The organism is Pseudocitrobacter sp. CD920760, assembly GCF_057782505.1.
This window is the reverse complement of sequence record NZ_CM173490.1, coordinates 1,522,481-1,534,159: the sequence shown is the minus strand read 5'-3', so window position 1 is coordinate 1,534,159 and position 11,679 is coordinate 1,522,481. Positions and strand designations below refer to the sequence as shown.

Annotated in this window: 13 protein-coding genes; 11 read left to right on the top strand and 2 right to left on the bottom strand. The window is 55.6% G+C overall.

Annotated elements, in window-relative coordinates:
- The first annotated feature begins 32 nt into the window (after positions 1-32).
- From gltJ to rihA, 4 genes are all read left to right on the top strand, one after another.
- A complete protein-coding gene (gene gltJ / locus AC1MKH_RS06910; RefSeq protein WP_276218415.1) occupies positions 33-773 on the top strand; it encodes a glutamate/aspartate ABC transporter permease GltJ in 741 nt (246 codons plus the stop codon).
- Positions 773-1,450 (top strand): glutamate/aspartate ABC transporter permease GltK, encoded by a 678-nt coding sequence (gltK, locus tag AC1MKH_RS06905; RefSeq protein WP_231828187.1) that lies wholly within the window; start codon positions 773-775, stop codon positions 1,448-1,450. The genes gltJ and gltK overlap by 1 nt, the downstream gene beginning before the upstream one ends.
- Complete coding sequence (locus AC1MKH_RS06900) at positions 1,447-2,172, top strand: amino acid ABC transporter ATP-binding protein (RefSeq protein WP_276218417.1); 726 nt, start codon at positions 1,447-1,449, stop codon at positions 2,170-2,172. Before gltK ends, AC1MKH_RS06900 begins: the two co-directional genes overlap by 4 nt.
- A 121-nt stretch (positions 2,173-2,293) precedes the next feature.
- On the top strand, positions 2,294-3,229 hold the full coding sequence (gene rihA / locus AC1MKH_RS06895) for a pyrimidine-specific ribonucleoside hydrolase RihA (protein ID WP_276218419.1): 936 nt from the start codon (positions 2,294-2,296) through the stop codon (positions 3,227-3,229).
- A gap of 86 nt (positions 3,230-3,315) precedes the next feature.
- Here the strand turns inward: rihA and AC1MKH_RS06890 are convergent, their stop codons facing one another.
- On the bottom strand, positions 3,316-3,798 hold the full coding sequence (locus AC1MKH_RS06890; protein WP_231828195.1) for a zinc ribbon-containing protein: 483 nt from the start codon (positions 3,796-3,798) through the stop codon (positions 3,316-3,318).
- A 223-nt stretch (positions 3,799-4,021) separates the two neighbouring features.
- On the opposite strand from AC1MKH_RS06890, the gene leuS reads away from it, so the two are divergent.
- From leuS to nadD, 4 genes are read left to right on the top strand one after another with little or no spacing between them, the layout of a single operon-like run.
- On the top strand, positions 4,022-6,604 hold the full coding sequence (leuS, locus tag AC1MKH_RS06885; protein ID WP_276218422.1) for a leucine--tRNA ligase: 2,583 nt from the start codon (positions 4,022-4,024) through the stop codon (positions 6,602-6,604).
- 14 nt (positions 6,605-6,618) lie between these two features.
- A complete protein-coding gene (gene lptE / locus AC1MKH_RS06880; RefSeq protein ID WP_108473928.1) occupies positions 6,619-7,200 on the top strand; it encodes an LPS assembly lipoprotein LptE in 582 nt (193 codons plus the stop codon).
- Entirely contained in the window at positions 7,200-8,231 is a 1,032-nt protein-coding gene (holA, locus tag AC1MKH_RS06875; protein ID WP_276218425.1) for a DNA polymerase III subunit delta, read from the top strand. The genes lptE and holA overlap by 1 nt, the downstream gene beginning before the upstream one ends.
- Position 8,232: 1 nt before the next feature.
- Positions 8,233-8,874, top strand: coding sequence for a nicotinate-nucleotide adenylyltransferase (gene nadD / locus AC1MKH_RS06870; RefSeq protein WP_276218428.1), 642 nt, complete (start codon positions 8,233-8,235; stop codon positions 8,872-8,874).
- On the opposite strand, the gene cobD is transcribed toward nadD, so the two are convergent.
- Positions 8,849-9,943: a threonine-phosphate decarboxylase CobD gene (gene cobD, locus AC1MKH_RS06865; protein ID WP_276218430.1), complete on the bottom strand. Its 1,095-nt coding sequence runs from the start codon at positions 9,941-9,943 to the stop codon at positions 8,849-8,851. The genes nadD and cobD overlap by 26 nt on opposite strands.
- Before the next feature lie 60 nt (positions 9,944-10,003).
- Here cobD and AC1MKH_RS06860 point away from each other — a divergent pair, with 60 nt between their 5' ends.
- The 3 genes from AC1MKH_RS06860 to rlmH all read left to right on the top strand — a co-directional run bounded on the left by AC1MKH_RS06860 (position 10,004) and on the right by rlmH (position 11,661).
- Complete coding sequence (locus tag AC1MKH_RS06860) at positions 10,004-10,615, top strand: adenosylcobalamin/alpha-ribazole phosphatase (RefSeq protein WP_276218431.1); 612 nt, start codon at positions 10,004-10,006, stop codon at positions 10,613-10,615.
- Positions 10,616-10,872: 257 nt separating this feature from the next.
- Positions 10,873-11,190 carry a ribosome silencing factor gene (gene rsfS / locus AC1MKH_RS06855; RefSeq protein WP_041686290.1) on the top strand — a complete coding sequence of 106 codons (318 nt, stop codon included), beginning with the start codon at positions 10,873-10,875 and terminating at the stop codon, positions 11,188-11,190.
- A gap of 3 nt (positions 11,191-11,193) precedes the next feature.
- Positions 11,194-11,661, top strand: coding sequence for a 23S rRNA (pseudouridine(1915)-N(3))-methyltransferase RlmH (gene rlmH, locus AC1MKH_RS06850; protein ID WP_108473933.1), 468 nt, complete (start codon positions 11,194-11,196; stop codon positions 11,659-11,661).
- The last annotated feature ends 18 nt before the right edge of the window (positions 11,662-11,679 follow it).

Below are 11,679 nucleotides of genomic sequence, written 5' to 3'. Positions count from 1 at the left end.
CACTGCTACCCTTTTTTTTCTGGAGTAGATTTATGTCAATAGACTGGAACTGGGGGATCTTTCTGCAGCAAGCCCCGTTCGGCAACACCACCTATCTTGGCTGGCTATGGAGTGGTTTTCAGGTCACCGTCGCCCTGTCGATTACCGCCTGGATTATCGCTTTCTTCGTTGGCTCCCTGTTCGGCATCCTGCGTACCGTCCCCAACCGCTTCCTCTCGGGGATCGGCACCCTGTATGTTGAACTCTTCCGTAACGTTCCGCTGATCGTGCAGTTCTTTACCTGGTACCTGGTGGTGCCGGAATTGCTGCCGGAAGATCTGGGAATGTGGTTTAAAGCAGAGCTGGACCCTAACATTCAGTTCTTCCTCTCATCGATGATTTGTCTTGGCCTATTTACCGCGGCACGCGTGTGTGAGCAGGTGCGTGCGGCGATTCAGTCGCTGCCGCGCGGGCAGAAAAACGCCGGTCTGGCGATGGGCTTAACGCTGCCGCAAACGTACCGTTATGTGCTGCTGCCAAACGCCTACCGCGTGATTGTGCCGCCGATGACCTCAGAGATGATGAACCTGGTGAAAAACTCCGCCATCGCCTCGACCATCGGCCTGGTCGATATGGCCGCGCAGGCAGGCAAACTGCTGGATTACTCGGCGCATGCCTGGGAATCGTTCACCGCTATCACCCTTGCTTATGTCTTGATCAACGCCTTCATTATGCTGGTGATGACCCTGGTGGAACGTAAAGTTCGCCTGCCGGGCAATATGGGAGGCAATTAATGTACGAGTTTGACTGGAGTTCTATCGTTCCTTCCCTGCCCTATCTGCTTGCCGGGCTGGTGGTGACGCTGAAAATTACCGTAACGGCTGTGATCGTCGGTATTGTCTGGGGCACCATCCTTGCGGTGATGCGCCTGTCAACCTTCGCGCCCGTTTCCTGGTTTGCCAAAACCTACGTTAACGTTTTCCGCTCCATTCCGCTGGTGATGGTGCTGCTGTGGTTTTACCTCATTGTGCCGGGGCTGTTGCAGGATGTGCTGGGGCTATCGCCGAAAACCGATATCCGCCTGATCTCCGCGATGGTGGCGTTCTCGATGTTTGAAGCCGCCTACTATTCGGAAATTATCCGCGCCGGTATTCAAAGTATTTCGCGCGGTCAGTCCAGCGCCGCACTGGCGCTCGGGATGACTCACTGGCAGTCGATGAAGCTCATCATTCTGCCGCAGGCGTTCCGCGCGATGGTGCCGCTGCTGCTCACCCAGGGGATCGTCCTGTTCCAGGATACCTCGCTGGTGTATGTCTTAAGTCTTGCCGATTTCTTCCGTACCGCGTCCACCATCGGTGAGCGTGACGGAACCCAGGTCGAAATGATCCTGTTTGCCGGCGCCGTTTATTTTGTGATTAGCCTGAGTGCTTCGTTGTTGGTCAGCTACTTGAAAAGAAGGACAGTTCAATGATTACCCTGAAAAATGTTTCTAAATGGTATGGTCAATTTCAGGTGCTGACCGACTGCTCCACCGAAGTGAAAAAGGGTGAAGTGGTGGTGGTTTGCGGCCCGTCAGGATCGGGTAAATCGACGCTTATCAAAACCGTTAACGGCCTGGAGCCAGTACAGAAAGGTGAGATCCTGGTGAACGGGATTCAGGTTAACGATAAAAAAACCAACCTCGCCACGCTGCGCTCAAAGGTTGGGATGGTGTTCCAGCATTTCGAGCTGTTCCCGCATTTATCGATTATCGAAAACCTGACGCTGGCGCAGGTAAAAGTGCTGAAGCGCGACAAAGCAGCGTCCCGCGAAAAAGGCCTGAAACTGCTGGAGCGCGTGGGGCTTTCCGCGCACGCCAACAAGTTCCCGTCTCAGCTTTCCGGCGGCCAGCAGCAGCGTGTGGCGATCGCCCGCGCCCTGTGTATGGACCCGGTGGCGATGCTGTTTGATGAACCGACTTCAGCGCTCGATCCCGAGATGATCAACGAAGTACTGGACGTTATGGTTGAGCTGGCCAACGAAGGCATGACCATGATGGTGGTGACTCACGAAATGGGCTTTGCCCGTAAAGTGGCGAACCGGGTGATCTTTATGGATGAAGGGAAAATCGTTGAAGACTCCGAGAAAGAGGCCTTCTTCGCCAACCCGAAATCGGAACGCGCCAAAGACTTCCTCGCGAAAATTCTGCATTAATCTTTTCGGCGCGCGCTTCAGAGTGCGCGCCGCTTCACGCTTTTCTGCATATCCCCTCGAATGCATTGCCATGCAGCGCTAACCTTGTCGCAAAAAATGCCTGACCAGACAAGGAGTAACTATGGCAACCCCGATCATTCTCGACTGCGACCCAGGACACGACGATGCTATTGCCATCGTGCTGGCTCTTGCCTCCCCGGAACTGGATGTCAAAGCCATCACCTCCTCCGCCGGAAACCAAACGCCGGACAAAACACTGCGTAACGTGCTGCGCATGCTCACACTGCTGAAGCGCCCCGATATTCCGGTGGCAGGCGGAGCGATTAAACCGCTGATGCGTAAGCTGATTATTGCCGATAACGTGCATGGAGAAAGCGGTCTTGATGGCCCGGCGCTGCCGGAACCCGGTTTTGCCCCACTGACATGCACCGCCGTGGAGTTAATGGCCAAAACGCTGCGTGAAAGTGCAGAACCGATCACGATTGTTTCCACCGGCCCGCAAACCAACGTCGCTCTGCTGCTCAACAGCCACCCGGAACTGCACGCGAAGATCGCGCAAATCGTGATTATGGGTGGCGCCATGAGCCTGGGGAACTGGACGCCAGCCGCAGAATTCAACATCTACGTTGACCCGGAAGCCGCCGAAATCGTCTTCCAGTCCGGCATTCCGGTGGTGATGGCGGGGCTGGACGTCACACACAAAGCACAGATTCACGTCGAAGATACAGAGCGATTCCGCGCCATTGGTAACCCGATTTCCACCATCGTTGCCGAGCTGCTCGACTTCTTCCTCGAATATCACAAAGATGAAAAATGGGGTTTTGTCGGCGCGCCGCTGCATGACCCGTGCACCATCGCCTGGCTATTGAAACCCGAGCTGTTTACCACCGTGGAACGTTGGGTTGGCGTGGAAACACAGGGCAAATATACCCAGGGCATGACCGTTGTGGATTACTATTTCCTCACCGGCAATAAACCGAACGCGCAGGTGATGGTGGATGTGGATCGTCAGGGGTTTGTGGATTTGCTGGCGGAAAGATTAGCGTTTTACCATTGATAAACGCCCGGTGGCGCTTCGCTTACCGGGCCTACGGAGAAGCCATATTGTAGGCCGGATAAGCGTAGCGCATCCGGCACAAATCCTTACGGCTCGAACGGCCTTCTCTGGAACTGGTCATGCCCGCATTTCGGGCACAGCGGCAGTACATCCGGCGTATACACCGCCAGGTGGAAATGACACTTCTCGCACACCAGATTGCCAAGCCCTACCACCTCACCGCTGTGATATACGCCGTGGTGATTGAGGTCCTGAAAGACTTCGCGCCATTCCAGCTGCGTTTTATCGGTGATGTCCGCCAGCTCCTGCCAGATACTCTCCTTGATGACGCGTAAAAATACGCTGTCTTCTTCGTCGTCCTGGCTTTCGCTGTAGCTCATGGCGAACTCTTCCAGGTCACGCCTGACCGCACGAATCAGTTCGTCCACCTCGGTTCGCGTTAACTCGCCGGTCTGAGCAACCCGCGCACGCGCCTGTTCCACCAGCGCATCGATATCACGCTCGCCGTTGCGTAGACGTTCGGTCAGCGTCGTCACCAGTTCGCGGTAAAATTGAGCAACCTTGTTCATTGTTTCCTCTCCCGGGCAGTTAACCTACTCTTATAATAGACCTTATTTCTTTACTACTCTGTCAGCTACCCCACAGAGTTCGTAAATCAGTGTCCGGGCTTTTCACCGCCATAATGTGTGAAAGGCTGTTTTGACGATGCGCTTTGGGCTATGCTATGCGGATCTGATTACCACATCCATTGGCTACATTGTAGCTGTATTGAAAACAGGACCACTGGCTGCCATGCAAGAGCAATACCGCCCGGAAGAGATAGAATCGAAAGTCCAGCAACATTGGGACGAGAAGCGTACCTTTGAAGTAACTGAAGACGAGAGCAAAGAGAAGTATTACTGCCTGTCGATGCTTCCTTATCCTTCTGGTCGACTACACATGGGCCACGTGCGTAACTACACCATCGGTGACGTGATCGCCCGTTATCAGCGCATGCTGGGCAAAAACGTACTGCAACCGATTGGTTGGGATGCGTTCGGTCTGCCGGCAGAAGGTGCTGCGGTTAAAAACAATACGGCACCGGCTCCGTGGACGTATGACAACATCGCCTACATGAAAAACCAGCTCAAAATGCTGGGCTTCGGCTATGACTGGAGCCGCGAGCTGGCGACCTGTACCCCGGAATATTACCGTTGGGAGCAGAAATTCTTCACCGAGCTGTATAAAAAAGGCCTGGTCTACAAGAAAACCTCTGCGGTCAACTGGTGCCCGAACGACCAGACCGTCCTGGCGAACGAACAGGTTATCGACGGCTGCTGCTGGCGCTGCGATACCAAAGTTGAGCGTAAAGAGATCCCACAGTGGTTTATCAAAATCACCGCTTACGCTGACGAACTGCTGAACGACCTGGATACGCTGGACCACTGGCCTGACACGGTGAAAACCATGCAGCGCAACTGGATTGGCCGTTCCGAAGGCGTGGAAATCTCCTTCGACGTAAATGACTACGCCGATAAGTTGACCGTCTACACCACCCGTCCAGACACCTTTATGGGTTGTACTTACCTGGCCGTCGCTGCGGGTCATCCGCTGGCGCAACAGGCTGCTGAAAACAACCCGACGCTGGCGGCTTTCGTTGATGAATGCCGTAACACCAAAGTGGCCGAAGCCGATATGGCGACCATGGAGAAAAAAGGCGTCGATACCGGCTTTAAAGCGATTCATCCGCTGACCGGCGAAGCCATTCCGGTTTGGGCGGCTAACTTTGTTCTGATGGAATACGGCACCGGCGCCGTCATGGCCGTTCCGGGTCACGATCAGCGCGACTATGAGTTCGCCACCAAATACGGTCTGAACATCAAGCCGGTTATCCTGGCGGCAGACGGTTCGAAACCGGACCTCTCCGAGCAAGCACTGACCGAAAAAGGCACCCTGTTCAACTCCGGCGAATTCGACGGGCTGAGCTATGAAGACGGCTTTAACGCCATCGCCGACAAACTGGCCGCGATGGGCGTGGGCGAACGTAAAGTGAACTACCGTCTGCGCGACTGGGGTGTTTCCCGTCAGCGTTACTGGGGCGCGCCGATTCCGATGGTAACACTGGAAGACGGCACCGTTATCCCAACGCCTGAAGATCAGCTGCCGGTTATCCTGCCGGAAGATGTGGTTATGGACGGCATCACCAGCCCAATTAAAGCTGACCCGGAGTGGGCGAAAACCACCGTTAACGGCATGCCTGCGCTGCGTGAAACCGACACCTTTGACACCTTTATGGAATCTTCATGGTACTACGCGCGCTACACCTGCCCGCAGTATCAGGAAGGCATGCTGGATTCCGATGCGGCCAACTACTGGCTGCCGGTGGATATCTACATTGGTGGTATCGAACACGCCATCATGCACCTGCTCTACTTCCGCTTCTTCCACAAACTGATGCGCGATGCCGGCATGGTGAACTCTGACGAACCGGCTAAACAGCTGCTGTGTCAGGGCATGGTTCTGGCTGATGCCTTCTACTATGTTGGCGCGAACGGCGAGCGTAACTGGGTTTCCCCGGTTGATGCTATCGTTGAACGTGACGACAAAGGTCGTATCGTGAAAGCGAAGGACGCGGCAGGCCATGAGCTGGTGTATACCGGCATGAGCAAAATGTCCAAGTCCAAAAACAACGGCATCGACCCGCAGGTGATGGTTGAGCGCTATGGCGCAGACACCGTTCGTCTGTTCATGATGTTTGCTTCCCCGGCGGATATGACGCTGGAATGGCAGGAATCCGGCGTGGAAGGGGCTAACCGCTTCCTGAAACGTGTCTGGAAACTGGTTTACGAGCACACCTCTCAGGGCCCGGTTGCGGCGCTGAACGTGGATGCGCTGAGCGAAGATCAACAAGCTCTGCGCCGTGACGTTCATAAAACCATCGCCAAAGTCACCGATGATATCGGTCGTCGTCAGACCTTCAACACCGCTATCGCGGCGATCATGGAGCTGATGAACAAACTGGCGAAAGCGCCGGTGGAAGGCGAGCAGGATCGCGCCCTGATGCAGGAAGCGCTGCTGGCGGTTGTGCGTATGCTCAACCCGTTCACTCCGCACGCCAGCTTCACCCTGTGGCGTGAACTGGGCGGTGAAGGCGATATCGACAACGCACCGTGGCCGGTGGCTGACGAAAAAGCGATGGTGGAAAACACCACGCTGGTCGTCGTCCAGGTGAACGGTAAAGTGCGCGGTAAAATCACCGTGGCCGTTGACGCAACCGAAGAACAGGTTCGTGAACGTGCAGGCCAGGAACATCTGGTCGCGAAATACCTTGATGGCGTTACCGTGCGTAAAGTGATTTACGTGCCGGGTAAACTCCTTAACCTGGTCGTGGGCTAAGCGCGGGAGGAAGCGTGCGATATTTGACAACTCTGTTGTTATCTTTGGCGGTGCTCGTCACCGCCGGATGCGGCTGGCACCTGCGTAGTACTACGCAGGTTCCCAGCGAAATGAAAACGATGATCTTCCAGTCTGGCGATCCGAACGGCCCGTTAAGCCGTGCGGTGCGTAATCAGCTGCGTCTGAACGACATCACCCTGCTGGAAGACAGCACTCTGCGTAAAGATGTGCCGTCGCTGCGTATTATCAGCTCCGGCATTTCGAAAGATACGGCATCCGTGTTCCAGAACGGCCAGACGGCGGAATACCAGATGGTATTAACCGTGCGTGCGTCGGTGCTGATCCCGGGTCAGGATATCTTCCCGATCTCGACCAAAGTGTACCGTTCGTTCTTCGATAACCCGCAGCGCGCTCTGGCGAAAGATGCCGAGCAGACGATTATCATCAACGAAATGTACGATAAGGCGGCTGAACAGCTGATCCGTAAACTGCCGAGCGTACACATCGCCGACAGTAAAACGGCGCCAGATACCGTTCCAATGGCGGAAGAATCGCCGATTGGTCCTGGCCGCGTCTCCACCACTCTGGGTAACTGATGATTCGGTTGTATCCGGAACAACTCCGCGCGCAGCTCTCTGAAGGGCTGCGCGCGGCGTATCTGCTGCTCGGTAACGATCCGTTGCTGCTTCAGGAGAGCCAGGACGCCGTGCGCCATGCGGCCACTGAACAGGGCTTTATCGAGCATCACACCTTTTCACTCGACGCCAGCACCGACTGGAACGAGATCTTCTCGCTAAGCCAGGCCCTGAGCCTGTTCTCCAGCCGCCAGACGCTGCTGCTGCTGCTGCCGGAAAATGGCCCGAACGCCGCCATCAACGAACAGCTAACGCGCCTGGTTTCGCTGCTGCATGACGATCTGTTGCTCATTATTCGCGGCAATAAGCTCACCAAAGCCCAGGAAAATGCGGCCTGGGTGAGCGCACTTGCCAGCAATGCCGTTCAGGTAAGCTGTCAGACGCCAGAGCAAGCCCAGCTTCCCCGCTGGTTAGCGACGCGCGCGAAACTGCTGAATCTTCAGTTAGATGAACCCGCCAGCCAGCTATTGTGTTACTGCTACGAAGGTAACCTGTTGGCGCTGTCGCAGGCGCTGGAGCGCTTATCACTGCTGTGGCCAGACGGTAAACTGACACTGCCGCGCGTAGAGCAGGCGGTGAATGATGCGGCGCACTTTACGCCCTTCCACTGGGTCGATGCCCTGCTGGCGGGAAAAAGTAAACGCGCCCTGCACATCCTGCAACAGTTGCGGCTTGAAGGCAGCGAGCCGGTCATTTTGCTGCGTACCGTACAACGCGAACTGCTATTACTGGTGAACCTGAAGCGCCAAAGCGCTCACACGCCGCTGCGCGCCTTGTTTGATAAACATCGCGTCTGGCAGAATCGCCGTGGTCTGGTTGGCGACGCCATTAATCGTCTGAGCGGCAATCAGCTACGCCAGGCGGTCACCCTGTTGACGCAGGCGGAACTTACTCTGAAGCAGGATTACGGTCAGTCTGTTTGGGCTGAACTGGAAAGCCTGTCGCTACTGCTTTGCCATAAAGCCTTAGCCGACGTATTTATTGACGGATGATATGACAAAGCTCCAGGCACTGTTTGGCGGTACTTTCGATCCCATTCATTATGGTCATCTGAAGCCGGTAGAAATTCTGGCAAATCAGATAGGGTTATCGCGCATTATTATTATGCCGAATAACGTGCCGCCGCACCGCCCGCAGCCGGAAGCCACCAGCGACCAGCGCAAACATATGGTGGAACTGGCGATTGCCGATAAACCGTTATTTGTACTGGATGAACGTGAGCTGCGCCGTGACATGCCGTCGTATACGGCGCAAACGTTACAGGAGTGGCGTCAGGAAGAAGGGCCTGAAGCCGCGCTGGCGTTTATTATCGGCCAGGACTCCCTGCTGACGTTTCCCACCTGGCACCAGTACGAAACAATCCTTGAGAACGCGCATCTGATTGTCACGCGTCGCCCCGGTTATCCGATGACCATGCAACAGCCGGAACATCAGCAGTGGCTGGATGATCGGCTGACGCTACGTTCGGAAGATCTGCACGAACAGCCTGCGGGGAAAATCTTCCTCGCCGAGACGCCGTGGTTTGATATCTCCGCCACCATTATTCGCGAGCGATTACAAAACGGCGAATCCTGCGACGAAATGATGCCCGCGCCAGTGCTGGAATACATCATGCAGCAGGGCTTGTACCGCTAAATACCTCATTCAACGCCTGGCACAGTCGGGCGTTTTCTTCCCGACTGCGGATCGCCACACGGTAATAGCGCCCGTCCAGCCCCGGATAATTCGCACAGCTGCGGATGAGTACATGGCGCATCAACAGCGCCTGCTGTAAATCCAGACCCAGAACATTACAGCGTAAGAACAGGTAGTTCGCACGCCCTTCCCAGACCGTAAGCCCGGAAAAGCCTCGCAGCTGCGTCAGCAAACCATCGCGTTCCTGCGCCAGCCACTGCCAGGTTGCCTGCTGATACGCGCGGTCGTGCAGGACCATCTCACCTGCCAACGCGGCAAACGCATTGATAGACCAGGGCATCTGGCGCTGACGCATTCGCGCCACGGCGTCAGCGTCGCTGTTCAGCAGATACCCCAGACGCAGCCCCGGAATGGCATAAAATTTGGTTAGCGAGCGCAGCACCCAAACATGCGGGTTATTTTCCAGGTGCGGGATCAGCCCTGGTTCATCAGGAAGGAAATCGAGAAACGCCTCATCCACCACCAGCGTTATCGACAGCGCCCGACAGCGTTCAACAATCGCCGCCAGTAATGATGCGTCAGGATAAAGCCCGGTCGGGTTATTCGGCGTACACAGAAACAGGCAATCCAGCTCAGCGGTCAGGGCCGGAAGTAAGCGCTCGGTAAGCTGCCAGCCCTCTTCTTCGCACAGGGAAAATTCGCTGATCTGACAACCGACCTGCGCCAGCGCGCGTCGATATTCCGCAAACCCCGGCGTCACCAGCATGGCTCGCTGCGGTTGGAGCCCCTGCGCCAGCGTATAAATTGACTCCGTTTCGCCATTACCGGCCAGAATCCACTCAGCGGGAACATCATGGTGCGCCGCCAGTTGCTGATGCAGACGCTGATACTCCACATCCGGATAGCGTTCCGCCACGCCAATTTGCGCCATTAGCGCCTGTTTGAGCGGTTCCGGCATACCCAGCGGATTGATATTCGCGCTAAAATCAACGAGCAAAGCGGGTTCAATGCCCAGCAGTTGCGCCGCCTCGCGAATGTTACCGCCGTGGGTGCTGGTAAGCTTAGCCATGATACTTCTCCGCCAAAAAGCAGTATCTTACTTCAGTTTGTTGATTCAGGGAGAAACACAATGAAACTCTGGCTGGTTCGTCACGGAGAAACCCAGGCAAACGTCGATGGGCTGTACTCCGGCCACTCGCCTACCCCGCTGACGGCAAAAGGCATCGGGCAAGCCGAAACGCTCGGTACGCTTCTGCAACAGGTGCCTTTTGATCATGTGATGTGCAGCGAACTGGAACGTACGCAGCAAACGGCGCGCCTGCTGCTGGGCAGCAGCCCACTGCAACCTGAAATTGTCCCGCAGCTCAATGAGATGTTTTTTGGCGACTGGGAGATGCGCCATCACCGTGATTTGGTTGTTGAAGACGCAGCCAATTATGACGCCTGGTGTAACGACTGGCAGAATGCTATCCCCACCAACGGCGAAGGCTTCCAGGCTTTCTCTGCGCGGGTTAATGTCTTTATCGACAGGCTTCCCGAGCTCGATTATCAGAACCTGCTGCTGGTCAGTCATCAGGGTGTGCTAAGCCTTTTGACCGCACTTTTACTGAAGATGCCGTCGTCGGCAATGTGGCATTTTCGCATCGACCAGGGCGCATGGAGCGTGATTGAGTTTACGCCCACGTTTACCACGCTTCGCGTCCTCAATAGCCGCGCGCGCTGGCAGCCGGAAGCGGGATAATCCCGATTTCTACCGCCGCGTCCGGCGCAGCCATTGACACCCGGCGACAGACTGTTATTCTCCGCAGCCAGAATCATTCCAGATGCAGCTATTGGCAAAAATTGTTTTACAAAAATGGCGATGCATTCGTTATTAATGAATGGGATGATAGCCCGCCTTACGACCCGTCCGGTGACATTTGTCCCGACAACGCCTTCAGTTCGGGTATACTGTCGGGCTCTACGACTATTTTCTTCACACACCCAAGGGGAACACACTTGCAGGGTAAAGCACTCCAGGATTTTGTAATCGACAAAATTGATGACCTGAAAGGTCAGGACATCGTGGCTATCGACGTTCACGGTAAATCCAGCATCACCGATTGCATGGTGATCTGCACCGGCACGTCCAGCCGTCATGTCATGTCTATCGCCGATCATGTTGTTCAGGAATCTCGCGCTGCGGGCTTAATGCCGCTGGGCGTGGAAGGCGAAAACGTCGCCGATTGGGTTGTTGTCGATTTAGGCGATGTGATTGTCCACGTCATGCAGGAAGAGAGCCGTCGCCTGTATGAACTGGAAAAGCTCTGGAGTTAAGTTGTGAAGCTGCAGTTGGTCGCCGTCGGCACCAAAATGCCGGATTGGGTACAAACCGGGTTTACCGAATATCTGCGCCGTTTTCCGAAAGACATGCCGTTTGAACTGGTAGAAATTCCTGCCGGCAAGCGCGGTAAGAATGCGGACATCAAACGTATTCTCGATAAAGAAGGCGAGCTGATGCTCGCCGCCGCCGGTAAAAATCGCATTGTCACGCTCGATATTCCCGGCAAACCGTGGGATACGCCGCATCTGGCGGTCGAACTGGAGCGCTGGAAGCAGGATGGCCGCGACGTCAGCCTGCTGATTGGCGGGCCTGAGGGGCTTTCTCCGGCCTGCAAAGCCGCCGCTGAACAGAGCTGGTCGCTTTCGAATCTGACGATGCCGCACCCGCTGGTGCGCGTGCTGGTCGCCGAGAGCCTGTACCGGGCGTGGAGCATCACCACTAACCACCCTTACCACCGCGAGTAATGATGACCAGGGTAAATT

What these genes read in the sequence shown, in the direction of transcription:
- gltJ (WP_276218415.1), top strand. Translation starts at nt 33, where the DNA reads ATGTCAATAGACTGGAACTGGGGGATCTTTCTGCAGCAAGCCCCGTTC.
- gltK (WP_231828187.1), top strand. Translation starts at nt 773, where the DNA reads ATGTACGAGTTTGACTGGAGTTCTATCGTTCCTTCCCTGCCCTATCTG.
- AC1MKH_RS06900 (WP_276218417.1), top strand. Translation starts at nt 1,447, where the DNA reads ATGATTACCCTGAAAAATGTTTCTAAATGGTATGGTCAATTTCAGGTG.
- rihA (WP_276218419.1), top strand. Translation starts at nt 2,294, where the DNA reads ATGGCAACCCCGATCATTCTCGACTGCGACCCAGGACACGACGATGCT.
- AC1MKH_RS06890 (WP_231828195.1), bottom strand. Translation starts at nt 3,798, where the DNA reads ATGAACAAGGTTGCTCAATTTTACCGCGAACTGGTGACGACGCTGACC.
- leuS (WP_276218422.1), top strand. Translation starts at nt 4,022, where the DNA reads ATGCAAGAGCAATACCGCCCGGAAGAGATAGAATCGAAAGTCCAGCAA.
- holA (WP_276218425.1), top strand. Translation starts at nt 7,200, where the DNA reads ATGATTCGGTTGTATCCGGAACAACTCCGCGCGCAGCTCTCTGAAGGG.
- nadD (WP_276218428.1), top strand. Translation starts at nt 8,233, where the DNA reads ATGACAAAGCTCCAGGCACTGTTTGGCGGTACTTTCGATCCCATTCAT.
- cobD (WP_276218430.1), bottom strand. Translation starts at nt 9,943, where the DNA reads ATGGCTAAGCTTACCAGCACCCACGGCGGTAACATTCGCGAGGCGGCG.
- AC1MKH_RS06860 (WP_276218431.1), top strand. Translation starts at nt 10,004, where the DNA reads ATGAAACTCTGGCTGGTTCGTCACGGAGAAACCCAGGCAAACGTCGAT.